The organism is Janthinobacterium sp. LM6 (genome assembly GCF_002002885.1).
Lineage (GTDB): Bacteria > Pseudomonadota > Gammaproteobacteria > Burkholderiales > Burkholderiaceae_D > Janthinobacterium > Janthinobacterium kumbetense.
In genome coordinates this window covers 6,188,826-6,213,724 of sequence record NZ_CP019510.1, presented here as the reverse complement: position 1 = coordinate 6,213,724, position 24,899 = coordinate 6,188,826, and the positions used below count along the sequence as shown (strand labels likewise).

Here is a 24,899-nt window from a genome sequence, read left to right as displayed (position 1 = left end):
GGCGCTCCTAGACTTTCAGGAATTCCTCTTTCCCGCCCAGCCAGCGCGCCAGGTGCGCTTCCACGGTGGCTGCGGCAGCCGCCGTGGTGGCGTGCAGTAAATCGTGCGCCACGTCGCGCGCCTGGTCTACCAGCCATTGATCCGTTTCCAGGTCGGCGAAGCGCAGCATGGCCTGGCCGGACTGGCGCGCGCCGAGAAATTCGCCGGGGCCGCGGATTTCCAGGTCGCGGCGGGCAATTTCAAAACCGTCCGTCGTCTCGCGCATGGTCATCAAACGCTGGCGCGCCACGCCGCCCAGCGGGCCCTGGTACAGCAGCAGGCAGACGCTGGCTGCCGATCCGCGTCCCACGCGGCCGCGCAACTGGTGCAGTTGCGACAAGCCGAAGCGCTCGGCATGCTCGATCACCATCAGCGAGGCGTTCGGCACGTCGACGCCCACCTCGATGACGGTGGTGGCCACCAGCACGTGGATATGCCCGGCGATGAAGGCGTCCATTACCTCCTGCTTTTCCGCCGGCTTCAGGCGGCCGTGCACGAGGCCCACCTGCAGCGCGGGCAGGGCCTCAGCCAGCATCATGTAGGTGTCGGTGGCCGTCTGCAGCTGCAGCGCTTCCGATTCCTCGATCAGCGGGCAGACCCAGTACACCTGCCGGCCTTCCAGCGCGGCCGCGTACACGCGGGCGATGACTTCGTCGCGGCGGTTCTGGTCGATGGCGCGCGTGACGATGGGGCTGCGTCCGGGCGGCAGCTCGTCGATCACCGACACTTCCAGGTCGGCGTAATACGTCATGGCCAGGGTGCGCGGAATCGGCGTGGCCGACATCATCAGCTGGTGCGGCACGGCGGCGCTGTCGCCCTTGTTGCGCAAGGTCAGGCGCTGGCCCACGCCGAAGCGGTGCTGCTCGTCGACGATCACCAGGCCCAGTTTCGCAAACAGCACGTTATCCTGGATCAGCGCATGCGTGCCGATCACCAGCTGCGCTTCGCCCGATTCGATCAGGGTCAGCGCCGCCGTCTTTTCTTTTTTCTTCAGGCTGCCCGTCAGCCAGGCCACCTTGACGCCCAGCGGCTCCATCCAGGCGGCGATCTTGCGGAAGTGCTGCTCGGCCAGAATCTCCGTGGGCGCCATCAGCGCGGCCTGGTAGCCGCTGTCGATGGCTTGCGTGGCCGACAGGGCGGCGACGACCGTCTTGCCGCTGCCGACGTCGCCTTGCAGCAGGCGCTGCATCGGGTAGGGCTGGCGCAGGTCGGCGCGGATTTCCTCGAGCACGCGCGCTTGCGCGCCCGTCAGCTTGAAGGGCAGGGCTGCGCCGAAGGCATCCGACAGCGTGCCGACGACGGGCAGCGAGGCGGCGCCTTTCGAGCGGCGCGCGCGCTGGGCGCGTTTCAGCGACAGCTGCTGCGCCAGCAGTTCATCGAACTTCATGCGTACCCAGGCCGGATGCGAACGGTCCATCAGCGCGCTTTCATCGATGTCCTGCGGCGGATAGTGCAGCAGGTGCACGGCGGCGCGGAAAGGCGACAGCTGCATGTCGTGCAGCAGCTGGTCCGGCAAGGTGTCCTGCCAGTCGATGCGGCGCATGGCGTCGGCGATTTCGCGCCGCAGGACGTGCTGCGACAGGCCTTCGCCGGACGGGTACACGGGCGTCAGGGCCGTGGGCAGCGGCGCGCCCTCGTTGACCACTTTATACGTCGGGTGCACCATCTCGGCGCCGAAAAAACCGTGTTTGAGTTCGGCGCGCGCACGCACCCGCGTGCCTTCGGCCAGCTGCTTGACCTGGCTGCCGTAGAAATTCATGAAGCGCAGCAGCAAATTGCCCGTTTCATCGGCGATCGTCACCAGCAACTGCTTGCGCGGCTTGAAATTGACTTCGCACTTGGTGACGATACCCTCGACTTGCCACGACTCGCCGCCGCGCAGGCAGGCGTCGCGGATGGAATAGACCTTGGTTTCGTCCTCGTAGCGCATCGGCAGGTGCAGCACCAGGTCCATATCCGTGCGCAAGCCCAGTTTGGCCAACCGGCTTTCCGTGCTGACCACTTTTTTGGCGGCTTTCGGCTTCGCGGCGGGCTTGGCTGCGGGAGGAAGATCGGGCTTTGGATCGGACATATGCAAGGTTTTGGTGCCGCTAGCGTAAAATAGAGGGTTGTCCGGCACACCCTGTGCGTACCGCAGTCGTAGTTGTTGCGGCGGATTATTGTAATGCCTGTATAGGCGCACAGTATAGTGCCAGATGTTCCATTGCGCACTCCTAATCATTTTTGACGTACTTTTGAAGCAAAACGCATGTATTCGCTTTCCGATTTCGATTTTAATTTGCCGCAAGAAAACATTGCGCAAACTCCGTTGGCCGAGCGCAGCGCCTCGCGCCTGTTGCATCTGGACGGCGACGCCCTGCTTGACCGCAGCTTTGCCGATATCGTCGGGCTGTTGCAGGCGGGCGACCTGCTGGTGATGAACGATACGCGCGTGCTCAAAGCGCGCTTCTTCGGCGTCAAGGAAAGCGGCGGCAAGATCGAGGCGCTCGTCGAGCGCGTGCTGGACGACCGCACCGTGCTGGCCCAGGTCCGCGCCTCGAAGTCGCCACCGCCCGGTTGCCGCATCCGCCTGGCCGACGCCTTCGACGTGACGGTCGGCCAGCGCGCCGGCGAATTTTTTACGCTGCACTTCGACGCCGACGTGTTCGAGCTGATCGAGGCGCATGGCCGGCTGCCGCTACCTCCCTACATCGAGCACGATGCGGACGAATTTGACGAAACGCGCTACCAGACCGTGTTCAACAAGGTACCCGGCGCTGTCGCCGCACCGACGGCCGGCCTGCATTTCGACCAGGCCCTGCTCGACCAGCTGAAAGCGAAGGGCGTCAACTTTGCCTATGTGACCCTGCACGTGGGCGCCGGCACCTTCCAGCCCGTGCGCACGGAGGTGTTGGCCGAACACAAGATGCATACCGAGTGGTACACCATGCCGCAGGAAACCGTCGACGCCGTGCGCGCCGCCCAACTGGCCGGGCGCGACGTGGTGGCCGTCGGCACGACCAGCCTGCGCGCGCTGGAATCGGCCTCGCAAAGCGGCCAGCTGCTGGCGGGCAGCGCCGATACGGCCCTGTTCATCACGCCCGGCTATGCATTCAAGACGGTGACGCGGCTGATCACCAACTTCCATTTGCCGAAGTCGACCCTGCTGATGCTGGTGTCGGCCTTTGCCGGCTATGAGCCGATCCGCCGCGCCTACGCGCATGCGATCGCGCAGAATTACCGTTTCTTCAGCTATGGCGATGCGATGCTGCTCACCACGCAATCGCGCGCTGCGCTGAACCTTGATACTCCCGTGAAAGACTGATATGCTGGAATTTAAACTACTCAAGACCGACACGAGCGGCCTGACCAAGGCACGCCGCGGCACCTTGAAACTCAACCATGGTATCGTGCAGACGCCGATCTTCATGCCAGTGGGCACTTACGGTTCCGTGAAGGCCATGTCGCCGCTGGAACTCAACGAGATCGACGCGCAGATTATCCTGGGCAACACGTTTCACCTTTGGTTGCGTCCAGGCAACACCGTTATGGAGAAATTCGGCGGCTTGCACGGCTTCATGGGCTGGAACAAGCCGATTTTGACGGATTCGGGCGGCTTTCAGGTGTTTTCGCTGGGCGCCATGCGCAAGATCACGGAAGAGGGCGTGCATTTCAATTCGCCCATCAACGGCGATAAACTGTTCCTGTCGCCGGAAGTGTCGATGCAGGTGCAGCGCGTCTTGAATTCCGACATCGTCATGCAGTTCGACGAATGCACGCCGTACGAAATCCAGGGCCGTCCGGCCACCATCGAGGAAGCGGCCAAGTCGATGCGCATGTCCTTGCGCTGGGCGCAGCGCTCGAAGGACGAGTTCCACCGCGGCGAAAACCCGAATGCGCTGTTCGGCATCGTGCAGGGCGGCATGTTCGAAATGCTGCGCGACGAGTCGCTGGCCAAGCTGGAAGAGATCGATTTCCCCGGCATCGCCATCGGCGGCCTGTCCGTGGGCGAGCCAAAGGAAGACATGATGCGCATGCTGGCCCACGTGGGTCCGCGCTTGCCGGCCAACAAGCCGCATTACCTGATGGGCGTGGGCACGCCGGAAGACCTGGTGGCGGGCGTGTCGAACGGCATCGACATGTTCGATTGCGTCATGCCGACGCGTAACGCCCGCAATGGCTGGCTGTTCACCCGTTTTGGCGACATCAAGATCAAGAACGCCAAGTACAAGGAAGACCAGGCGCCGCTCGACGAGACCTGCAGCTGCTACGCCTGCCGCAATTTCTCGCGCGCCTACCTGCACCATCTGCACCGCTCCAAGGAAATCCTCGGCGCGCGCCTCAATACCATCCACAACCTGCATTATTATCTGGACTTGATGCGCCAGATGCGCGAGGCGCTGGACGAAGACCGTTTCCACGCGTTTACCCTGCAATTCCATGCGGAACGCGCACGCGGAACTTAAGAAAAGCTTAGCTTGATGGCTGGCGGCAGCATGGCCGGAAGTTTTGTGTATTGGTGCTTGGACGGGGGCGATAAAGCATTGCATAATGCTTTTTTAGCCCCATTTAAAGTTGCCATGGCTGCAATTCGGGTTATGACGTATAGCCAATGCTAGAATACAGCGCTATTTTTTCAAACTGATTAGAACTGGAGTCACCGTGTTTTTCATTTCCAACGCTTATGCGCAAGCCCCAACCGAAGCCCTGGGCCTCGGCGGCAACCTGACCAGCTTCCTGCCGCTGGTATTGATGTTCGTGGTCATGTATTTCCTGATGATCCGCCCACAGCAAAAACGCGCCAAAGAACAACGGGCGATGATGGACGCGCTGGCCAAGGGTGACGAAGTCGTCACCGCCGGCGGCATGCTGGGCCGTGTTTCCAAGGTAGTGGACGCTTACGTCACCATCGAAGTGGCGGCCGGCACCGAAATCACGGTGCAAAAGAGCTCCATCACCACCTTGCTGCCTAAAGGCACCCTGAAGGCGCTGTAATTCCTCGCTGTCATTGCCTCTGCAATGATAGACCCGGGGCGGCTATCCGCCGCCCCTCGCGACGCCTCCGACGCTCAACACTGAACGCTGAATCACTATGAATCGCTATCCTGCCTGGAAATACATCATCATCGTCGTCGCCTTATTGCTGGGCGCACTCTATACGGCGCCCAATTATTTCGGTGAGTCACCGGCGCTGCAAGTAACCAGCGGCAAGTCGACCGTCAAAGTGACGGGCGAGCTGATGACGCAAGTCGAGCAAATATTGACGAAAGAGAACGTCAAGTCGGAAGGTGTCACCATGGATGGCGCCGGCAATCTCGCCTCCGTGCGCGTGCGTTTTGCCGATCCCGATACCCAGTTCAAGGCAAAACTGGTGCTGGAAAAGGATCTGAACCCCGATTCCACCGATCCCGCGTTCATCGTGACGGTCAACCTGCAAGCCAATACGCCGATGTGGATGCAAAAATTGCATGCCTTGCCCATGTTCCTGGGTCTGGATTTGCGTGGTGGCGTGCACTTCCTGATGCAGGTCGATGCGAAAGCAGTACTGAACAAGAAAGTCCAGGGCGTCCAGTCCGCCGCGCGTAGCGTGTTGCGTGACAAAAATATCCGCCACGCCGGCATCGAACGCGTGGGCGACAGCGTGCAAATCAACTTCCGCGACGCCGAGACGCGCCTGAAGGCAAAAAATGTCCTGTCCGACCAGATGACGGAACTGGCGTTCGCCGATGCGGGCGAAGGCAGCGATTTGAAACTGAACATCACCCTGAAACCGGCGGCCCTGAAGGCAACCATCGACGAAGGCGTCAAACAGAATATCTCCACCCTGTCCAAGCGCGTCAACGAGCTGGGCGTGGCCGAGCCGCTGATCCAGCAGCAAGGTCCCGACCGCATCGTGGTGCAACTGCCTGGCGTGCAGGACGTGGCCCGCGCAAAAGCCATCATCGGCCGCACGGCCACCCTGGAAGTGCGCCTGGTCGACGAAAGCATCGTGCCCGGCACGGAACTGTCGAGCGCCATCCCGTTCAACTCGGAACTGTTCACTGTCGGCAAGGGCGTGCCTGTCGTGCTGGCGAAAGACGTAATCCTGACGGGCGACTATATCTCCAGCGCCACTGCCAGCTTCGACCAGAACCAGCAAGCGGCCGTGTCGATCGACCTGAACGGCGACGGCGGACGCAAGATGCGCGAAGCGACGCGCGAACGCGTGGGCAAGCGCATGGCCATCGTGCTGTTTGAAAAGGGCAAGCCGGAAGTGCTGTCGGTTGCCACCATCCAGCAGGAACTCGGTTCGCGCTTCCAGATCACCGGCATGGGCGGCGCGGAAAACGCGAATGAACTGGCGCTGCTGCTGCGCTCGGGCGCCCTGTCCGCACCGATGACCGTCATCGAAGAACGCACGATCGGACCGCAACTGGGCGCGGAAAACATCGCCAAGGGCTTCCACTCGACCTTGTACGGCTTCATCGCCATCGCCATCTTCATGATCGCCTACTACATGCTGTTCGGCGCCTTCAGCGTGCTGGCCCTGGCCACCAACCTGTTGTTGCTGGTCGGCTTGTTGTCGATGATCCAGGTGACCTTGACCTTGCCAGGTATCGCCGCTATCGCGCTGGCGCTGGGCATGGCGATTGACGCCAACGTGCTGATCAATGAACGTATCCGTGAAGAGCTGCGCGCAGGCAATACGCCGCAAGCGGCGATCGCCGCCGGCTTCGACCGCGCCTGGGCCACGATTCTGGACTCGAACGTGACCACCCTGATCGTCGGCCTGGCACTGCTGGCCTTCGGCAGCGGTCCCGTGCGCGGCTTCGCTGTCGTGCATTGCCTGGGTATCCTGACCTCGATGTTCTCCTCCGTGTTCGTGTCGCGCGGCGTGGTCAACCTCTGGTATGGCCGCAAGAAAAAGCTGACGACCTTGTCGATCGGCACGGTGTGGGTGCCGGGTGCCAGCAAATAAGCAACGGCCCAGCCTTACCCAATAGCGTCAACAGCGATCGCGTCCGGTGGCCCAGCCGCCGGACGCACAGAATAGAACTCAGAGGATTTCATGGAATTTTTCCGGATCAAAAAAGATATTCCCTTCATGCGCCATGCGTTGATTTTCAACGTGATTTCGGCCGTGACCTTCCTTGCCGCCGTCTTCTTCCTGTTCCACAAGGGCTTGCACCTGTCCGTGGAATTCAAGGGCGGCACCCTGATGGAGGTCAAATACCCGAAAGCGGCCAACCTTGAAGGCATACGCGGCACCCTGATCGGCCTCGGTTATGAAGAGCCGGGCGTGACCAGCTTCGATACGGCGCGCGACGTGATGATCCGCCTGCCGGTGGAAAAGGGCGTCAGCGCCGCGAACACCTCGCAGCGCGTGTTTGAAACGCTGTGCAAGGCCGAGCAGGGCACGACCAAGGGCATTGACACCGTCACCGACAAGGGCGAGCACGTCATCAAGACCGCCTGCGTGGACGCTGCCGGCAACGAAGCGCTGGTGCTGCAGAAAGTGGAATTCGTCGGCCCGCAAGTGGGCGAGGAACTGACGCAGAACGGCTTGAACGCGCTGGTGATGGTTGTCGTGTTTGTGATGATCTACTTGGCCGTACGCTTCGAATGGAAATACGCTGTTTCGGCGATTATCGCCAACTTGCATGACGTGGTGATCATCCTGGGCTTCTTCGCCTTCTTCGAATGGGAATTCTCGCTGACGGTGCTGGCGGCCATCCTGGCGGTGCTCGGTTATTCCGTCAACGAATCGGTGGTGATCTTTGACCGTATCCGCGAAAACTTCCGCAAGCAGCGCAAGGCTTCCGTGCATGAAGTGATCGACAACGCGATCACCAGCACCATTTCGCGTACCATCATCACCCACGGTTCGACCCAGATGATGGTGCTGTCGATGCTGGTCTTCGGCGGCCAGACCTTGCACCACTTTGCACTGGCGCTGACCATCGGTATCTGCTTCGGTATTTACTCGTCCGTGTTCGTCGCGGCCTCGATCGCCATGTGGCTGGGCGTCAAGCGCGAAGACTTGATCAAGCCGATCAAGGAAAAAGACGAAACCGACGGCGCCGTGGTGTAAGCGCAGGTTTTTTGCAGGTCGAATGAAGAACGATCACCGTTTGCGGTGGTCGTTTTTTTTATGGTGGATGACGATGAAGCGTTTGATAGTGATGGGCATCATGGCAGGCATCGGCACGCTGGCCGGCGCCGCCGATTTCAGCCGCACTGGCAGTGACAGCATTGCCCTGCGCGGCCCGATTGCCGAGGGCGACGTGGACACGCTGCGGCTGCTGGCCACGCCGGGTACGACGCTGTTGCGCGTGAATAGCGATGGCGGTGATCCGCAGGCGGCCATGCAGCTGGGCCGCTACCTGCGCCAGCAGCAATGGCGTCTCGCCATCGACACGGTGTGCGCGGGCAGCTGCGCCCTGTACGTCTTCCCGGCCGCGCACCATATGCACATCCCCGCCGGTGCCGTGCTGGCGCTGCAGGAATCGGCGTTCCTGCGCGCGCAGGCTGGCCCGGAGCGCATGCGCCGCAGCCTGGTCGAGGCGGGCGTGCCGGCCGATGAGCTTGACCGTGAAACGGCGGCGCTGGCGGCCCAATTGGCAGAGACGGCAGCACTGGAAACGGCGTATGCCGCGGAGCTGGGCATCGCACCTGCCTTTTACCGCGATTTCCGGCAAGTGGCGGGGCAGGCCGAGAGCGTTCGCCAGCGCTTTCCCGACCAGGAGGCGGCCGTTTACTGGTGGCCAGCCGCTGCGCGGCTGCAGCGCTGCTACGGCATCGCCGGCGTGCAAGAGGGGACGCGCGCATCGCGCCTGGCGCCCGACGGCTATCTGTACGTGCCGGCGCTGTCGGCCCTCGTCATGGGCGACCAGGCTTTGCAGGCCTGTCCATGAGCCGCAGCGGCCGCCTGTTCCTGCTGATGGACGCCATGCGCGCCAGGCGCGTGCCCGTCACGGCAGCCCAGCTGGCGCAGCAGCTGGGCGTTTCCGAGCGCACGATTTACCGCGATATCCAGACCCTGGCCGAATTGGGCGCGCCCCTGCAGGGCGAGGCCGGCATCGGCTATGTGCTGCGCCGTGGCGCCTTCCTGCCGCCGTTGATGTTTGGCGCCGATGAACTGGAAGCGCTGGTGCTGGGCGCGCGCTGGGTGCGCCGGCAGGGCGATGCGGGCCTGGCGCAGGCGGCCAGCAATGCCCTGGCCAAGATCGCGGCCGCCTCGCCGCGCGACTTGCGCGACAGCATGGCCGAGACCAGCCTGTGGGTGCCGTTGGGCCGCCCCGCCGATGGCACGCAGCCGGCCGACCGCTACGTGCAGCCCGTGCGCGAGGCCATCCGCTACGAACAGAAGCTCACCCTGGGCTACCAGGATGAGCATGGCAGCGCCACCTCGCGCACGGTGTGGCCGTTTGCCCTGGCGTTTTTCGAAGGCAAGCGCCTGCTGGCCGCGTGGTGCGAGCTGCGCGGCGATTACCGGCATTTCCGCATCGACCGCATCGCCAGCGTGCAGCAGCACGACGAACGCTATCCCAGGCGGCGCCATGTGCTGCTGGATGCCTGGCGCAAGATGCACGAGATTGATCCGGAAAGCTAGCGACCCGGAATCCTGACATCCGCTCCTGACAAAAACTGTCAGTGACTGGTTCTACGATGGTGGCTTCTTCACTCACCGGAGCCATCTACCATGCGCCTGTACCACCACCCCATGTCTTCGAATGCCCGCCGTGCACTGATGACGGCGATCCACCTCGGCCTGCCGCTGGAACTGGCCGAAGTCGACCTGATGAATGCGGACGACCGCCGCCGCCTGCTAGAACTGAACCCGAACGGCAAGGTACCCGTGCTGGCCGATGGCGCTTTCCTGCTGTGGGAATCGTGCGCCATCATGCAATACCTGGCCGAGCAGGTGCCGGGCCAGACGCTTTATCCGCAGGCGCCGCAAGCCCGCGCCGACGTCAACCGCTGGCTGTTCTGGGCTGCGCAGCACTTCGCGCCCGCCATCAGTGTGCTGGCCTGGGAACGCGCCTGGAAGGGCATGACGGGCAATGGTCCGGCGGATCCGTTGGAAGAGGCGCGCGGCGAGCGCGACCTGCATGAATGCGCCGTGGTGCTGGATGCGCATCTGGCGGGACGCGGCTGGCTCAGCGGCGAAGACGTTACCCTGGCCGACTTCGCCGTGGCCGCGCCGCTGATGTACAGCGAGGCCGTGCGGCTGCCGCTGGCGCAGTACCAGCATGTCCAGGCGTGGTTTGCCCGCGTGCGGCAGCTGCGCGCCTGGCAGGAAACGGACGTGCAGCTATCGCCGGGATAATCTGCGCGCTAAGTGTGCCAGCGCACGGAGCCGGCGCGGCGCACCGCATAAGATAGGGCTGTCTCTTTCAGGACATCCCTAGCTTTGGACTTTACCCGCTTTCGAGCGGGTTTTTTTTTCGCTTTCGAGCGGATTTTTGTCCGGCGCTTGAAAAATGGCTTGATAAATTGCCAATTGCTGCCCATATGGGCGTATCCCACTTCCAGCAGGTACGCCATGTTCATGCCACGCCATCCGAAACCCCTGTTGAGTACCAAGGCGGTTGCCACGCAAGTCGTCCAGCAAATGCAGGGAACGCAGGCCATGGACAAGCATGTGCTGATCGTCGACACGGTCAAGCCGGCGGCACCGCCGCCAGCGGGCAAGAAGCCTGCTGTTTGATGGACGAACACCTTCAGCAGCGCCGGCACCGCACCGTCCCATTCTTGACTTTTTCCTGGACCAGGGGGATGGTCCGGGCGCAACTATGCAGGGGTGCGCAATTACCCGATTCGAAACGGAAGTCATTTTTAAACATGGTGAGGTATTTACAATAAAATCCTGGTGATTTTTAAATTTACCATTCCGTGATAATTCGATAGATTTCTTTTGTGGGATTAATGTAGAATTTTCTTTTGATTGTCAAATTTCCAAAGATGTTTTTTTTGGCATGAAGAATAGGTAAATTTCAAATGGCTTGAAAATCAGGATATTTTCATCATATTTTTTAGAAAACATATGGGTTGCTTATGCATAAGATTATTTCTTGATTTTTTGGATGCTATTTTGATAAAATTGAATATTTTATGCCAATGAAAATAACCATCGTATTGCATTCTGAAAGACAGGGGCATATGGTTTTGGAATGCGGGGTCACGGTCTGATTTGTAAAGTCCGGCACTCTTGCATAACAAGGTTCAGTTTTGGCTGATTAAAACTATTTTTCGAAAAGTCCATCATATTGCGTGACCAGCCCAGCGTTCCCGCCGCCTCCAGCCCCTCCCCGCCCACCCAGTCCCTGTTCCGCCAGCAAGCCATTGAGCATCTGGGCAATAAACAATACGGTACGGTATTGCTGGCGCGGCCAATCAGCCATGTATTCCTGACCTGGCTGTTTCTGGCTATCGCGCTGGCCATCGTCGCTTTCTTCATCTTCTTCAGCACCACGCGCAAGGCGCAATCGCAGGGAGTGCTGCTGCCGACCAGCGGCGTGATCCGTGTCATGCCGGGCCAGGCTGGCGTCATCGCCGGGGTGCGCGTCAAGGAGGGGCAGGCCGTGTGCGCGGGCGAAGTGCTGTTCGTGCTGTCGGGCGAGCGCAGCAGCGCCAATGCGGGGGCGCCCCAGCAAGTCGTCTCGGATCTGCTGAAAAGCCGGCGCGACAGCTATGACGCGGAATTGCAGCAGTCGCGCCTGCAATCGCGCCAGCGCATGGCGGCGGGACAGCGCCGTGCCAGCGACCTGGCGGCGGAAATCGCCCGCATGGACGACCAGATCACGCTGCAGCAGCGTCGCATTACCTTGGCGGAACAGTCCTACCAGCGCTACGGCGATCTGCACGCCACCCATTACATTTCGTCGGCGCAACTGCAGGATAAGCAAGCCGAGCTGCTGGACCAGCACCAGCGCCTGGCGGAATTGCAGCGCATCAAGTCGGCCAGCGGCCGCGATCTGGCCACCACGGAAGCGGACGTGCGCGACTTGCAGGTGCAGGCCCAGCGCGACACGGAAGGCTTGCAGCGCAATGTCTCCGCCATCGAGCAAGACCTGACGGAAAACGAGGCGCGCCGCGAAATCCTCGTGCGCGCGGCGCAGGATGGCATGGTCACGGCCATCACCACGGAACTGGGCCAGACCGTGGCGGCCAACAGCGTCCTCGCTTCCGTGCTGCCGCAAGGCGCCCAGCTGGAGGCGGAAATCTACGCGCCGTCGCGCTCGGTCGGCTTCATCAAGCCAGGCATGACAGTATTGCTGCGCTACCAGGCGTATCCGTACCAGAAATTCGGCCAGTATCCGGCGCTGGTGCGCGAAGTGGCCAGCACCTCGCTGCGGCCCGACGAGCTGGCAGTGCCGGGCGCCGTCAGCGGCACGAATGGCGAACCCTTGTACCGCATCCGCTTAGCCTTGCAGCGCCAGAGCGTGCAGGCGTATGGCGAAACCCTGCCCCTGAAGTCGGGCATGCTGGTCGACGCCAGCGTGCTGCTGGAACAGCGGCGCCTGTATGAATGGGTGCTCGAACCCCTGTTCAGCATTTCCGGGCGCTTGTAAGCCTCATATTGATTTTCCACAATACTCATGCATCTCCCTGATCTTGCCCACCTGTCCTTCTGGCGCAGCCAGCGCCTGCCCGTCCTGCTGCAAACAGAAGCGGCCGAATGCGGCCTGGCCTGCTTGTGCATGGTGGCCAGCTACTGGGGCCACCAGACCGATATTTCCAGCATGCGCCGGCGCTTTTCCGTCTCCCTCAAGGGCGTCACGTTAAAAGGGCTGATGGCGATGGCGCAGGGCCTGGCCCTGCATACACGGCCCTTGAAACTCGACATGCAGCATTTGCCCGAGCTGAAGCTGCCCGCCATCCTGCACTGGGACTTGAACCATTTTGTCGTGCTCAAGTCCGTCTCCGGCAGCCATGCCGTGATCCACGACCCGGCCGTGGGCGAGCGCCGCCTGCCGCTGGCGGAAGTGGCGAAACATTTTACGGGCGTGGCGCTGGAACTGATGCCCACCGCCGAGTTCAAGAAGGCCGAAGAAAAGCAGCAGTTTTCCCTGCTGTCGCTGATGGGGCGCGTGGTGGGCCTGAAGCGCGGCTTGCTGCAATTGCTGGTGCTGGGCCTGGCCCTGCAGGTGTGCGCGCTGGTGGCGCCGTTCTACATGCAGTGGCTGGTCGACGAGGCGCTGCTGGCCGCCGACCGCGACCTGATCACCGTGCTCGGTTGCGGCTTTTTGCTGCTGGTGCTGGTGCAGACGGCCATCGGTGCCGTGCGTTCCTGGATCACCACGGTGCTGGCCACCAATCTGAACTTGCAATGGCTGGGGAATGCCTTTGCCCATTTGCTCAAGTTGCCGCTGCCGTACTTCGAGAAGCGCCACACGGGCGACATCGTCTCGCGCTTCAACTCCATTCAGACCATGCAGCGCAGCCTGACGACGCAATTCGTCGAAGGCGCCATCGATGGCGTGCTGGTGCTGGCCACCTTGGGCATGATGCTGTTCTACAGTCCCCTGCTGGCGGGCGTGGCCTGCATCGCGGTGCTGCTGTATGTGTTGCTGCGCTGGATCCTGTTCAATGCCATGCGCGAAGCGACGGCCGAACAGATCATCCATGCGGCCCGGCAGCAGACGCATTTCCTCGAATCCGTGCGCGGCATCCAGAGTATCCGCCTGTTCGGCCGCGCCGCGGAGCGCCGTGCCAGCTGGACCAATGCGCTGGCCGACCAGTTCAATGCCGACCTGCGCATCGCCAAGCTGTCCGTGTCCTACCAGACGGCCAATACCTTGCTCTTCAGCGCCGAACGGGTGATCGTCATCTGGATGGCGGCACTGGCCGTGCTGGACAACCGCTTTTCGGTGGGCATGTTGTTCGCGTTCATCAGTTACAAGGATCAGTTCAGCCAGCGCATGGCCAGCCTGGTCGATAAACTGTTCGAGCTGCGCATGCTGCGCCTGCATGGCGAGCGCGTGGCCGACATCGTCCTGACCGATGCGGAAACCGATGGCAGCGACGTCGAGGTCGACATGGACGATATCTCGCCATCGATCGAGATCCGCAACCTCACCTTCCGCTACGCCGCCAGCGAACCGAATGTCTTGAGCGGCCTCAATCTGAGCATTCCTGCGGGCCAGTGCATCGCCGTCACCGGCCCGTCCGGCTGCGGCAAGACGACCCTCATGAAATTGCTATTGGGCTTGCTGGAACCGACGGAAGGCGAAATCCTCATCGGCGGCATCCAGTTGGGCAGCCTGGGCTTGACGAACTACCGGCAATTGCTGGGCACGGTTATGCAGGAAGACACCCTGTTTGCCGGTTCGATCGCCGACAATATCAGCTTCTTTGCTCCCTCCCCCAATTACCAGCAGGTGCAGGCCTGTGCGCACCTGGCGGCCGTGCATGCGGAAATCGCCGCCATGCCGATGGCTTTCAATACCCTGGTGGGCGATATCGGCAGCGGCCTGTCGGGAGGCCAGAAACAGCGCATCCTGCTGGCGCGCGCCCTGTACAAGAATCCGAAACTGCTGGTGCTCGACGAAGCGACCAGCCACCTGGACACGCGCAACGAGCAAGCGGTGAATGCCGCAATCCAGAAAATCGCCCTCACGCGCGTGATCGTTGCACATCGCCCGGAAACCATCGCCATGGCGCAGCGGGTGGTGGTATTGCAGCAGGGAGTAATCGTGCAGGATGTGATGCAGCAGATTCAAGAAGCTGCATAGCCGACGCTGTCGGATAAAATATGGAACGGGTGTTCCATTATATTCAAGTTGGCTTGCTGGAGGTGGTCGATGAAAAATCCTGGCCGATGCAGTGAATTAAAACACGCACTATGAAGTTTGATTGGCCAATATCCCCATTGTTTATTTTACTTTCCAGGGGCTGTTCAAAAAAGGAAGGTTAAATATTTTCCTGGGCTTGATTGATTTTTTTCAGGGGGAAGTAATGGCTCCATTGAATAGAATGTTTTCTATCCAATAAGTACCATGTTATTCATGGATTATTGTTTATCTCTGTTTCGGCTTTTTATCTTCAATATCGGATAAGTCGCCAAGAGATGGTTTGGGAATCTGGTGAAAATGTGACGCGGTAGAGAGCACATTGCCAGAGCCATGCATCCCTCATGCAGCAATGAGACGCTGCAGGCGCCGATACCTTCAACGGCCCCGCTCCGGAGTGGAGTGAGCGCGAGAAATAAGGCTATGCCCATGAGCTGCATGAGCCAGTAACGGGCAGCCAGAGAGGGCAGGAACTCAGCTGGCCGGCATCGGCCATGCCCGCTGAACCATGCCTAGTGCACAAGCACCTTCAGCAGCGACTGCACTTCATCGTCCGATTCTTCCATAATGCTCGACAGCGTCGCATCGTCGCCGATCAGGCAATCGATGCTGCGCGCGGCGCGGGCGGCCCGCACGGCGATGGCGGCCGGGCTTTCGTTGAGGGGCGACGATACCGGCGCCAGGTCATTTGCCAGCAGCAGGGTGTCGCCCAGCGATTCGGGTGGAATGGCGCGCAAACCTTCCCACAGCGCATCGATGGCGCCCATCACCGCTTCCGGTACCTTCAGTTTGGTCAGGACGCCATGGCCGATGGCCTGTTCGCCATGTTCGACCCAGTCCTCCGGTTCGCCGTCGAGGATGCCGGGGAATTCGGCCGCGCGCGACAGCAGATAAAAGCCGCCCACTTCATGCATGATGCCGGCAAACAGGGCCGTATCGGGGTCCACCTTGGTGACGCGGCGGGCCAGCACCTGCGACAGGGCCGCCACATGGGCCGTATGCTCCCACAACTGGTTGGCCTTCGCTTGCAGCACGGGATCGGTGATGGTGCTCCCCAGCTGGCGCACGATCAGCGATGCCACTACCGATTGCAGGGTACGCACGCCAAGCCGCTGCACGGCGTTGCGCACGCTGGTGATTTCATTGCCGGAGCGGTTGAACGCCGCGGAATTGGCGATGGCTACCGTGCGCGCCGCCAGCAGCGGGTCAGCCTGCACCAGCTTGGCTGCGGCTTCGATATGGCAGTCGGGATCGGCCAGCGCCTCTTGCAGCTTGAGCGAAGCGTCCACATTGGCAGGAAAGGTCAGCTCGCCACGAGCGGCTTGTGCGGCGATGCTTTTAAAGGCGTCGAGTCTGTTCATTGAAAAAATTATACTCGCAATATTTCCGTGCGGAACTTTTTAACCATGATCTTTTCGCAAACAGCTTAGCAAAAGGCAAGCAAAGCCCCGTAAACGCAAAATGGGCACGCGTACAGTCGACGCGTGCCCATTTTGAACGACGAAATTCCGAACGCTTAACAAAACCATTGCGAGCGGATGGGATTTGTGGCTAAGAAGCGCAACCGTACTTTAGTACTTTAGTACGGTGAGCATCGCAGGCCGCAAAGTGCACCGCGCAGCAGGTTTTGTTACGCGTTGTTAGAGAGATTCGCTGAAGATGGCGTCACAGCCTTCAACCAGCTCGTCGCTGTCTTCCAGTTCATCCGTCAGGCCCAGGTCGAACAATTCCTCGACGGCGTTCATGAAGCTGTTGTGCTTGGTGGCGCCGATCAGGCGGTAGATTTCGCCGTCTTCGTTGCGCACGCCGATGATCAGCTTTTCCTGGCGCACCAGTTCCGGCGTGCTGGCGTTGAGCAGCAGGTTGCCGATGATGTGTTTATCGAAATGAGCGGGCTTTTTGCCTTCGAGCAGTGAGGTTTTCAACTTGGTTTCCTTTGTCTTGTTTGAATGTCTGTGCTTGGTGAATGGTCAGCCGTGGCCGTTGGCGATGGCGTGCTTCAAGCCTGCCAGGGTGGTTTCCAACCGCATGAAATCGTCTTCGGTATAGCCGTCGAACAGGTGCTGGCCCTGCTTTGTCAGCTTGGGGAACACGTCATGGAACACCTGTTCGCCCGCGCAGCTCAGGCGCACGTAATAGGAACGCTTGTCGCGTGGACAACGTTCGCGGATCACCAGCCCCTTTTGTTCCAGCCGGTCCACCACGCCCGTCAAGGTACCCTTGGTGATCAGGGTTTTCTGGCCCAGTTCCTTGTAGGACATGCCACAGGTGTTGCCGAGCGTGGCGATGATGTCGAATTGCGCATGCGTCAAGCCGTACTGGCGCACGAAGTCGCCAGAAAACCGCTCGAAGCCTTGCATGCATTCGGCCAGCAGCCGGATACTTTTTAAATATCGTTCACCCATGGGGGAGATTATATCCTTCCGCCCCGCTTTTTTCCGCCGCGCCAGGATGTGCCCTTGCATGAGGGGCTCGATGGGGCGGAAGTCCGGTATCATGTGGGCAACTCAGCCCTTGCCCCTGGCCCGCCTCGCCGATGTCTTTCGCTAATCTTTCCCGTATCGGCCTCGACAAACCGCTGCGTTTGCTGCTGGTCCATGCCGGCGATGCCGAATCGATTACCTGGGCAGGCCTGGTGCAGCCGCTGCGCCTGTGCGCGCGGGCGCTGGGGCCGGAAGCCCTGCAGCTGGACGTGCGCACGCCGGAACAGGTGGCTGCGCAGGGCGGCAACTGGCATATCGCACTGCTGGTGGCCGATGAAACGGAGGCGCCGCTGCGCGCCGAGCTGTGCCGGGCCGTGATCGAACGCTGCCGCTCGGCGCCATTCTGGGGCGGCGTGGGCGCTGCCGTGCTGTGGCTGGCCGACGCGGGCGTCATGGATGGCGTGCGCATCGCCTTGCCGTGGGCCTTGTACGCCGATGCGGAAGCGAAGGCCGAACGGGCCATCCTGACGCCGCATTTGTTCGATATCGACGGTCCGCACGTCACCTGCTGTGGCGGCGCGGCCAGCATTGACTTTTCGCTGACCCTGATCGAGACCATCTTTGGCGCCGACGTGCAGGCGCTCGTCAAGGAAGCGTTGTGCGTAGACAAGGTGCGCGGCAAGGAAGAGCGCCAGCGCGTGGCCCTGCAAGCGCGCTTCGGCGTGCTGCAGCCGAAATTGTCCGAGGCGGTGACTTTGATGGAAGCCAATATCGAAGAGCCGCTGTCGACCGACGACATCGCCAGCCTGGTGGGCCTGTCGCGGCGCCAGCTTGAGCGGCTGTTCAAGCAATACCTGGGCAGCTTGCCGTCGCGCTACTACCTGGAGCTGCGCCTGCAGCGCTCGCGGCAATTATTGCTTGATACACATTATTCCATCGTGCAAGTAGGCCTGATGTGCGGCTTTTCTTCCGGCTCGCACTTTTCCACGGCGTTTGGCACCTTGTTTGGCAATACCCCGCGCGAAGAGCGGCAGCGCAAGCTGATGCCGCCGGTTTAACGTCTGGTGAAATCTACTGCGCGTCGCGATTTGCGGCCTCCGATGCTCACTGCCTCGGCGGCCCCGTGCTTCGCACAGCTCCGCTTCTCAGCCACAACTCGCTGCCGCTCGCTACGATTTCGCCAGGCGTTCTATATTTCGCACTATCGTGCGATAAGTATGGCTGTGATGAATTGTGAAAATCCTTGTCGCAGATTCAAAAGAGTTTTAGCATCCCGCTTTTTATAATGCAGTACACACGTAGCTGTCGTAGCTGCGGAGTACCTAACATATTGATGGGGAAATGCTATGAATGCCAAGCTTGATTCGACCATAACGGCTCGTCCAGTCACCCGGGAAACCTTTGACCAGGTCCTCGTTCCTACCTACGCCCCTGCTGCCATGGTGCCCGTGCGCGGTTCCGGACTGGATCTGTGGGACCAGTCAGGCAAGCATTACCTCGATTTCACCTCCGGCATCGCTGTCAACAGCCTGGGCCATTGCCATCCGGCCCTGGTCGACGTGCTGACCAAGCAAATCAATAATTTGTGGCATCTGGGCAACGGCTATACCAACGAGCCTGTCCTGCGCCTGGCGCTGGCCCTGACGGAAGCGACCTTCGCCGACCGCGCCTTTTTTTGCAACTCGGGCGCGGAAGCCAACGAAGCGGCCCTGAAACTGGCGCGCAAGTACGCCCACACCAAGTTTGGCGCGCACAAGTCGCGCATCATCTCGTGCTTCAGCTCCTTCCACGGCCGCACCCTGTTTACGGTGTCCGTCGGCGGCCAGGCGAAGTACACGGAAGGCTTCGAGCCGCTGCCGCCGTCGATCGACCACATCGCCTACAACGACATCGAAGCGGCGCGCGCCGCCATTGGCGATGACGTGTGCGCCGTGATCGTCGAGCCGGTACAAGGCGAAGGCGGCGTGGTGCCAGGCAATCCGGAATTCCTCAAGGAGCTGCGTGCCCTGTGCGACAAGACGGGCGCCCTGCTGATTTTCGACGAAGTCCAGAGCGGCATGGGCCGCACTGGCGCGTTGTTCGCCTACATGGGCTACGGCGTCACGCCGGACATCCTGACGGCCGCCAAGGCGCTGGGCAACGGCTACCCAATCGGTGCCATGCTGACCACGAATGAACTGGCGCAAACCCTGGCCGTCGGCACCCACGGCACCACCTACGGCGGCAACCCGCTGGCCGCCACCGTGGCCCTGACCGTGCTGGAAACGATCAATACGCCGGCGTTCCTGGCGCGCGTCAAGGAAGCGAGCGTCAACACCATCGCCATGCTGCAAGGCTTGATCACGGATTACCCGCAAGTGTTCTCCGTCGTGCGCGGCAGCGGTTTGCTGCTGGGCCTGGTAGTTACCGATGCCTTCAAGGGCCGCGCGAAAGACATCCAGAAAGCGGCCGAAGCGCAAGGCTTGATGGTGTTGATCGCCGGCATGGACGTGGTGCGTCTGGCGCCGGCCCTGATCGTCTCGGACGAACAGATCGCCGAAGCGGGCCGTCTGCTGCGCGTCGCCATCGACGGCATGCTGAAAGCCTGAGGCTAGCCTCGCTCCCTGTTTGATCACCGGCCCGCCGCTTTGCTGCGGGCCGGCTTGGTTCTACCCGGGTTTTCAGCCCATGTATCGTCAGCATTGAAGGAGTACCCATGTATGTTGTCCGTCCGGTAGAAATTGCGGATATCGCAGCCCTCGAAGCGCTGGCCGCGGTAACCATGCCGGGTGTCCATACCCTGCCGAAGACGCGCGAGAAAATCGCCGCCTCCGTCGAGCGCTCCATCGCCTCGTTTGCCGCCCATGTCGACATCCCCAGCGAAGAGTCGTATCTCTTCGTGCTTGAATCCCTGCTCGACAAGAGCATTGCCGGTACGGCCGCCATCTTCGCCTCGGCCGGCTCGAACGGCACCTATTTTTCCTTTCGCAACGACGTCATCCAGCAAGTCTCGCGCGACCTGAACATCAGTCACAGCGTGCATGCGCTGACCCTGTGCTCGGAGCTGACGGCGTACTCGCAGCTGTCCGGTTTCTTTGTGCGCAACATGGAGCAGGCGGGCCTGGAAGCTGCCCTGCTGTCGCGCGCGCGGCTGCTGTTCGCCGTGCTGGCGCCGCACCGCTTCGGCGACCGCTTCTTCGTGCCGCTGGCGGGCATCACGGACGCCAACGGCCAGTCGCCGTTCTGGGATGCGCTGGGCCGCAAATTCTTCCAGATGGATTTCCTCGATGCCGAAAAAGTCATCGGCGGCGCCCGCAACCGCACCCTGATCGTCGAACTGATGCCGCATTATCCCGTGTACGTGCCGCTGCTGCCCGGTGACGCGCAGGCTGCCATGGGCCAGATCCACCCGAGCGGCGAACTGGCGTTCAATCTGCTGACGGAAGAGGGCTTTGAAGCCGACGATTACATCGACATCTTCGATGGCGGCCCGATCCTGCAGGCGCACAAGCATGCGCTGCGCTCGTTTACGGGTTCGCTCACGCGCCGCGTCGTCGCCGGCGTCACGCCCAGCCGCACTGGCCTGAAAGTGCATTACGCGGTCGCTTCGGGCGCGGAGCGCAACTTCCGCGCCGTCACCTTCACCTGCGATGCGCTCGAAGCGCAGGACACCGTCGGCTTGCCGCCAGAGCTGCTCGAGGCGCTGGCCGTGGCCGAAGGCGACAGCGTCATTTGCGTACGCATTTAACCGAGAGAACATTATGCTAGTAGTACGCGCCATCAACGCTTCTGACCTGGACGCCCTGTACGGCCTGGCCAGCCAGGTCGGCACCGGCATGACCACCCTCAAGCCGGACATGAAAATGCTGGGCGACCGCCTGGCCATCGCCTGCGCCTCGTTCGCCGAAACCATCCCGCCCGAAAAGCGCGACTACATGTTTGTCATGGAGGATACGGATACAGGCCGCCTGGCCGGCGTGTGCGCCATCAAGGGCGCCGTGGGCCTGGAAGAACCGTTCTATAACTACCGCATCGGCACTCTGGTCCATTCCAGCCGCGAACTTGACGTGTTTACGCGCATGGAAACCTTGTACCTGTCGAACGACCTGACGGGCAGCACGGAACTGTGCTCGCTGTTTTTGCACCCCGATTACCGCAGCGGCAACAACGGCAAGCTGCTGTCGAAAAGCCGCTTCCTCTTCATCGCCCAGTTCCCCCACCTGTTCACGGAAAAACTGATCGCGGAGATGCGCGGCTACCAGGCGCCGGACGGCAGCTCGCCGTTCTACGAGGGCCTGGGCCGCCACTTCTTCAAGATGGATTTCCACCACGTCGACGACTTGACGAGCCTCGGTAAAAAATCGTTCATCGCCGAGCTGATGCCGCGCCAGCCCATGTACGTGGCCTACCTGCCCGACGAAGCGCAGGAGGTCATCGGCAAGGTGCATCTGAGCACGGCGCCCGCGCGCCGCCTGCTGGAGCAGGAAGGCTTGCACTTCGAGGGTTATGTCGACATTTTCGACGCCGGTCCCGTGCTGCAGGCGCGCGTGTCCGAACTGCGCGCCATGCGCGACAGCATGCCGGCCGTGCTCGACGCCGAGGCTGCTCCTGAAGTGGACGGCGACGCCGTCCAGGCCGAGCCTTACCTGGTGTCGAACACCGACCTGAAAGATTTCCGCATGATCGTCACCAGCGCCAATCCGCACGGCGGCAAGATCGCGCTGGACGACGATGAACTGCATTTGCTGCGCTGCCATCACGGCGACACCGTGCGCACCTTGTCACTCAACCCGAGGAAGCATTCCCATGTCTAAATCGTCTGACCTTAATCCATCTACCGCAGCATCGAACTTCATCAACGGCGCCTGGCTGCCAGGCACGGGCCGTGAACTGCTCACCATCGATCCGTCGAACGGCAAGCAGACCTGGGCTAGTCTGGAAGCGACGGAACACGAAGTCGAACAGGCTTGCCAGGCCGCCCGCGCCGCCTTTGAAGTGTGGGCCGATACGCCCGTCGAGGAACGCATCGCCATCTGCGTGCGCTTTCGCGAACTGCTCAAAGTTCATGCCGAAGCGCTGGCGCTCCTGATCTCGGAAGAAGTGGGCAAACCGCTGTGGGAATCGCGCACGGAAGTGGCCACCATGGCCAACAAGATCGATATCTCGGTGCAGTCGTACCACGCGCGCACGGGCATCACGCAAAGCAAGATCGCCGACGGCGACGCCGTGCTGCGCCACCGCCCGCATGGCGTGTTCGGCGTCTTCGGCCCGTACAATTTCCCTGGCCACCTGCCGAACGGCCACATCGTGCCGGCCCTGATCGCCGGTAACACCATCGTCTTCAAGCCCAGCGAATATGCGCCGCGCACGGCCATCAAGACCGTGCAGCTGTGGCAGCAGGCCGGCTTGCCCAATGGCGTCGTCAACCTCGTCAACGGCGGGCGCGACACGGGCGTGGCCCTCGGCGCCAATGCCTTGCTCGACGGCGTGCTGTTTACGGGTTCCTGCCAGACGGGCATCAGCCTGCACCGCCAGTTCGGCGGCCAGCCGGGCAAGATGCTGGCGCTGGAAATGGGCGGCAACAACGCCCTGGTCGTGTGGAACGTGAAGGACGTGGACGCGGCCGTGCACCACGCGATCTTCTCCGCCTTTGTCTCCGCTGGCCAGCGCTGCACCTGCGCGCGCCGCCTGGTGGTGCAGGACAACGCTGCCGGCGCTGCGTTTGTCGCGCGTTTGGTGGAAGTGGCTGCGAAACTGGGCATCGGCGCCTCCGACGCGCAGCCGCAGCCATTCATGGGCCCTGTCGTATCGAGTGCCGTGGCCGCGCGCCTGGTGCAGGCGCAGGCGGACATGGTGGCCAAGGGCGGTACCACCTTGCTGCAGATGCGCCAGCTCAATCCCGAGGCGGGCTTTGTCACGGCCGGCATCGTCGACGTCACCGATGCCGCCGGCATCCCCGACGAAGAATGGTTCGGTCCACTGCTGCAGGTGATCCGCGTGGCCGATTTCGATGCGGCCCTGAAGGTCGCCAATGCCACTGAATTCGGCCTGGCCGCGGCGCTCTTGTCCGACGATCCGGCCCTGTGGCAAATTTTTCAAACGCGCGCGCGCGCCGGCATCATCAACTGGAACCGTCCGACGACGGGCGCGGCCAGCACGGCGCCGTTCGGCGGCATCGGCAAGTCGGGCAACCACCGTCCAAGCGCGTATTACGCGGCCGATTACTGCGCCTACCCGGTCGCCTCGATCGAGAACAGCGCATTGGAACTGCCGGCCAAGCTGTCGCCCGGCCTGAATTTTTAAGGAATCCTCATGCACAGCACGCGCGAATACAATTTTGACGGCCTGGTCGGGCCATCGCATAACTATGCCGGACTGTCGTTCGGCAACGTGGCCTCGTTCAGCAATGTGAGAAGCGCTTCGAATCCGAAGCAGGCCGCCTTGCAGGGCCTGGCCAAGATGCGCGCGCTGGCCGCGCGTGGTTTTGCGCAAGCCTTGCTGCCGCCGCAGGACCGGCCGAATTTCCGCCTGCTGCGCTCCATCGGTTTCACGGGCACGGACGCCGAGGTGCTGGCGCGCGCCTACAAGGAGTCGCCCGTCGTCCTGGCCTGCGCCTATTCCGCCTCGCCCATGTGGACGGCGAATGCCGCCACGGTCAGCCCGTCGGCCGATACGCAGGACGGTCGCGTGCATTTCACGGCCGCCAACCTGAATAACAAGCTGCACCGCGCCTTCGAGCACGCGCAGTCGGCGCGCAGCCTGCGCGCCATTTTCAGCGATGACCAGCACTTCGCCGTGCACGAGGCGCTGCCGTCGACGCCCGCCTTTGGCGACGAGGGCGCGGCCAACCACACGCGTTTGGGCGCCAGCCACGGCGCGCCGTCCGTTGAATTGTTCGTGTATGGTCGCGTGGAGTTCGATCCTTCCGCGCCGTCGCCGAAGCGCTACCCGGCGCGCCAGACCCTGGAAGCGTCGCAAGCCGTGGCGCGCCTGCACGGCCTGGATGCGAAGCGCACCGTGTACGTGCAGCAGAACCCGGAAGTGATCGACCAGGGCGTGTTCCATAACGACGTCATCGCCGTCGGCAATGGCAACGTGCTGTTCTATCACGAGCAGGCGTTTGCTGATGAAGGGGAAAGCCTGTCGCAGCTGCGCCGCGCCGTCGCCGCCACCGGGACGGAACTGCAAGCCTTGCGCGTGGACACGGGCCAGGTGCCGATCCAGGATGCGGTGACCAGCTATCTGTTCAACAGCCAGCTGCTGACGAAAGAGGGCGGCAAGATGGCGCTGGTGATCCCGCAGGAATGCCAGGAAAACCGCGCCGTGTCGCGCTACCTGGAAGGCCTGGTGGCTGGCGGTGGCCCCATCGATGAGCTGATTCATTTCGACCTGCGCCAGAGCATGCGCAACGGCGGCGGGCCCGCCTGCCTGCGTTTGCGTGTGGCCCTGACGGAAACCGAGGCGCGCGCCATGCACCAGGGCGTGATCATGACGGAAACGCTGTACCATCGGCTGGTGCAGTGGGTGGAAAAACACTACCGCGACCATCTGGAACCGGGCGACCTGGCCGACCCGCAGCTGGCGCTGGAAGTGTATGCGGCGCTTGAAGAATTGACGATCATCCTCAATTTACCTGGATTGTACGACTTGTAGGCGATAGAAAAACACACAGAAAAAATCCGAGACAGACTATCCGCAATACAGA

At 61.7% G+C, this 24,899-nt stretch carries 22 protein-coding genes; 17 read left to right on the top strand and 5 right to left on the bottom strand.

All coding sequences use genetic code 11. The features are described 5' to 3' along the window. Nucleotides 1-7: 7 nt before the first annotated feature. Complete coding sequence (recG, locus tag BZG29_RS27295) at nt 8-2,110, bottom strand: ATP-dependent DNA helicase RecG (protein WP_077408848.1); 2,103 nt, start codon at nt 2,108-2,110, stop codon at nt 8-10. Between the two features lie 177 nt (nt 2,111-2,287). Here recG and queA point away from each other — a divergent pair, with 177 nt between their 5' ends. From queA to BZG29_RS27255, 8 genes are all read left to right on the top strand, one after another. Further along, a complete protein-coding gene (queA, locus tag BZG29_RS27290) occupies nt 2,288-3,343 on the top strand; it encodes a tRNA preQ1(34) S-adenosylmethionine ribosyltransferase-isomerase QueA (RefSeq protein ID WP_077408847.1) in 1,056 nt (351 codons plus the stop codon). 1 nt (nt 3,344) lies between these two features. Next, nucleotides 3,345-4,484 (top strand): tRNA guanosine(34) transglycosylase Tgt, encoded by a 1,140-nt coding sequence (gene tgt, locus BZG29_RS27285; RefSeq protein ID WP_077408846.1) that lies wholly within the window; start codon nt 3,345-3,347, stop codon nt 4,482-4,484. Nucleotides 4,485-4,680: 196 nt separating this feature from the next. Continuing rightward, on the top strand, nt 4,681-5,013 hold the full coding sequence (yajC, locus tag BZG29_RS27280) for a preprotein translocase subunit YajC (protein WP_077408845.1): 333 nt from the start codon (nt 4,681-4,683) through the stop codon (nt 5,011-5,013). 97 nt (nt 5,014-5,110) lie between these two features. Next, a complete protein-coding gene (gene secD, locus BZG29_RS27275; RefSeq protein ID WP_077408844.1) occupies nt 5,111-6,976 on the top strand; it encodes a protein translocase subunit SecD in 1,866 nt (621 codons plus the stop codon). 90 nt (nt 6,977-7,066) lie between these two features. Next, nucleotides 7,067-8,089, top strand: coding sequence for a protein translocase subunit SecF (gene secF / locus BZG29_RS27270; protein ID WP_077408843.1), 1,023 nt, complete (start codon nt 7,067-7,069; stop codon nt 8,087-8,089). A gap of 73 nt (nt 8,090-8,162) precedes the next feature. Further along, a complete protein-coding gene (locus BZG29_RS27265; protein WP_150131069.1) occupies nt 8,163-8,912 on the top strand; it encodes a hypothetical protein in 750 nt (249 codons plus the stop codon). Further along, nucleotides 8,909-9,610, top strand: a complete 702-nt coding sequence (locus BZG29_RS27260) for a YafY family protein (RefSeq protein WP_171985119.1) — start codon at nt 8,909-8,911, stop codon at nt 9,608-9,610. Before BZG29_RS27265 ends, BZG29_RS27260 begins: the two co-directional genes overlap by 4 nt. A 111-nt stretch (nt 9,611-9,721) precedes the next feature. Continuing rightward, nucleotides 9,722-10,327: a glutathione S-transferase family protein gene (locus BZG29_RS27255; RefSeq protein WP_253192728.1), complete on the top strand. Its 606-nt coding sequence runs from the start codon at nt 9,722-9,724 to the stop codon at nt 10,325-10,327. Nucleotides 10,328-10,335: 8 nt separating this feature from the next. Here BZG29_RS27255 and BZG29_RS28020 read toward each other — a convergent pair whose 3' ends face one another. Continuing rightward, complete coding sequence (locus BZG29_RS28020; protein WP_150131068.1) at nt 10,336-10,545, bottom strand: hypothetical protein; 210 nt, start codon at nt 10,543-10,545, stop codon at nt 10,336-10,338. On the opposite strand from BZG29_RS28020, the gene BZG29_RS28295 reads away from it, so the two are divergent. From BZG29_RS28295 to BZG29_RS27240, 3 genes are all read left to right on the top strand, one after another. Beyond that, entirely contained in the window at nt 10,544-10,708 is a 165-nt protein-coding gene (locus BZG29_RS28295) for a hypothetical protein (protein ID WP_171985118.1), read from the top strand. The genes BZG29_RS28020 and BZG29_RS28295 overlap by 2 nt on opposite strands. A gap of 559 nt (nt 10,709-11,267) precedes the next feature. Further along, on the top strand, nt 11,268-12,572 hold the full coding sequence (locus tag BZG29_RS27245; RefSeq protein WP_253192726.1) for an HlyD family efflux transporter periplasmic adaptor subunit: 1,305 nt from the start codon (nt 11,268-11,270) through the stop codon (nt 12,570-12,572). A 27-nt stretch (nt 12,573-12,599) separates the two neighbouring features. Continuing rightward, the gene (locus BZG29_RS27240; RefSeq protein ID WP_077408838.1) at nt 12,600-14,735 is read left to right on the top strand and encodes a peptidase domain-containing ABC transporter; all 2,136 of its coding nucleotides are present in this window, start codon (nt 12,600-12,602) and stop codon (nt 14,733-14,735) included. A gap of 569 nt (nt 14,736-15,304) precedes the next feature. Here the strand turns inward: BZG29_RS27240 and BZG29_RS27235 are convergent. The 3 genes from BZG29_RS27235 to BZG29_RS27225 form a co-directional block, all read right to left on the bottom strand. Continuing rightward, on the bottom strand, nt 15,305-16,153 hold the full coding sequence (locus BZG29_RS27235) for an HDOD domain-containing protein (RefSeq protein ID WP_077408837.1): 849 nt from the start codon (nt 16,151-16,153) through the stop codon (nt 15,305-15,307). 279 nt (nt 16,154-16,432) lie between these two features. Further along, a complete protein-coding gene (locus BZG29_RS27230; protein WP_034778933.1) occupies nt 16,433-16,717 on the bottom strand; it encodes a hypothetical protein in 285 nt (94 codons plus the stop codon). Between the two features lie 45 nt (nt 16,718-16,762). After that, on the bottom strand, nt 16,763-17,197 hold the full coding sequence (locus BZG29_RS27225) for a MarR family transcriptional regulator (RefSeq protein ID WP_171985117.1): 435 nt from the start codon (nt 17,195-17,197) through the stop codon (nt 16,763-16,765). Between the two features lie 131 nt (nt 17,198-17,328). Between BZG29_RS27225 and BZG29_RS27220 the strand changes: the two genes are divergently transcribed. The 6 genes from BZG29_RS27220 to astB all read left to right on the top strand — a co-directional run bounded on the left by BZG29_RS27220 (nt 17,329) and on the right by astB (nt 24,847). Beyond that, on the top strand, nt 17,329-18,273 hold the full coding sequence (locus BZG29_RS27220) for a helix-turn-helix domain-containing protein (RefSeq protein WP_077408836.1): 945 nt from the start codon (nt 17,329-17,331) through the stop codon (nt 18,271-18,273). 312 nt (nt 18,274-18,585) lie between these two features. Continuing rightward, nucleotides 18,586-19,803 carry an acetylornithine/succinylornithine family transaminase gene (astC, locus tag BZG29_RS27215; RefSeq protein WP_290440893.1) on the top strand — a complete coding sequence of 406 codons (1,218 nt, stop codon included), beginning with the start codon at nt 18,586-18,588 and terminating at the stop codon, nt 19,801-19,803. Nucleotides 19,804-19,910: 107 nt separating this feature from the next. Then, entirely contained in the window at nt 19,911-20,942 is a 1,032-nt protein-coding gene (locus BZG29_RS27210) for an arginine N-succinyltransferase (RefSeq protein WP_077408834.1), read from the top strand. Between the two features lie 13 nt (nt 20,943-20,955). Then, entirely contained in the window at nt 20,956-22,008 is a 1,053-nt protein-coding gene (astA, locus tag BZG29_RS27205; protein ID WP_077408833.1) for an arginine N-succinyltransferase, read from the top strand. After that, on the top strand, nt 22,001-23,497 hold the full coding sequence (gene astD, locus BZG29_RS27200) for a succinylglutamate-semialdehyde dehydrogenase (protein WP_077408832.1): 1,497 nt from the start codon (nt 22,001-22,003) through the stop codon (nt 23,495-23,497). Before astA ends, astD begins: the two co-directional genes overlap by 8 nt. A 9-nt stretch (nt 23,498-23,506) precedes the next feature. After that, nucleotides 23,507-24,847 (top strand): N-succinylarginine dihydrolase, encoded by a 1,341-nt coding sequence (gene astB / locus BZG29_RS27195; protein WP_171985116.1) that lies wholly within the window; start codon nt 23,507-23,509, stop codon nt 24,845-24,847. The last annotated feature ends 52 nt before the right edge of the window (nt 24,848-24,899 follow it).

Bases quoted from the DNA above. Each gene is read 5' to 3' on its own strand.
- BZG29_RS28295 (WP_171985118.1), top strand. From the start codon at position 10,544: ATGTTCATGCCACGCCATCCGAAACCCCTGTTGAGTACCAAGGCGGTT.
- queA (WP_077408847.1), top strand. From the start codon at position 2,288: ATGTATTCGCTTTCCGATTTCGATTTTAATTTGCCGCAAGAAAACATT.
- BZG29_RS27260 (WP_171985119.1), top strand. From the start codon at position 8,909: ATGAGCCGCAGCGGCCGCCTGTTCCTGCTGATGGACGCCATGCGCGCC.
- recG (WP_077408848.1), bottom strand. From the start codon at position 2,110: ATGTCCGATCCAAAGCCCGATCTTCCTCCCGCAGCCAAGCCCGCCGCG.
- BZG29_RS27255 (WP_253192728.1), top strand. From the start codon at position 9,722: ATGTCTTCGAATGCCCGCCGTGCACTGATGACGGCGATCCACCTCGGC.
- secF (WP_077408843.1), top strand. From the start codon at position 7,067: ATGGAATTTTTCCGGATCAAAAAAGATATTCCCTTCATGCGCCATGCG.
- BZG29_RS27225 (WP_171985117.1), bottom strand. From the start codon at position 17,197: ATGGGTGAACGATATTTAAAAAGTATCCGGCTGCTGGCCGAATGCATG.
- BZG29_RS27240 (WP_077408838.1), top strand. From the start codon at position 12,600: ATGCATCTCCCTGATCTTGCCCACCTGTCCTTCTGGCGCAGCCAGCGC.
- BZG29_RS27210 (WP_077408834.1), top strand. From the start codon at position 19,911: ATGTATGTTGTCCGTCCGGTAGAAATTGCGGATATCGCAGCCCTCGAA.
- BZG29_RS27235 (WP_077408837.1), bottom strand. From the start codon at position 16,153: ATGAACAGACTCGACGCCTTTAAAAGCATCGCCGCACAAGCCGCTCGT.
- astA (WP_077408833.1), top strand. From the start codon at position 20,956: ATGCTAGTAGTACGCGCCATCAACGCTTCTGACCTGGACGCCCTGTAC.
- tgt (WP_077408846.1), top strand. From the start codon at position 3,345: ATGCTGGAATTTAAACTACTCAAGACCGACACGAGCGGCCTGACCAAG.
- astB (WP_171985116.1), top strand. From the start codon at position 23,507: ATGCACAGCACGCGCGAATACAATTTTGACGGCCTGGTCGGGCCATCG.
- astD (WP_077408832.1), top strand. From the start codon at position 22,001: ATGTCTAAATCGTCTGACCTTAATCCATCTACCGCAGCATCGAACTTC.
- BZG29_RS27220 (WP_077408836.1), top strand. From the start codon at position 17,329: ATGTCTTTCGCTAATCTTTCCCGTATCGGCCTCGACAAACCGCTGCGT.
- BZG29_RS27265 (WP_150131069.1), top strand. From the start codon at position 8,163: ATGAAGCGTTTGATAGTGATGGGCATCATGGCAGGCATCGGCACGCTG.
- secD (WP_077408844.1), top strand. From the start codon at position 5,111: ATGAATCGCTATCCTGCCTGGAAATACATCATCATCGTCGTCGCCTTA.
- BZG29_RS28020 (WP_150131068.1), bottom strand. From the start codon at position 10,545: ATGGCGTACCTGCTGGAAGTGGGATACGCCCATATGGGCAGCAATTGG.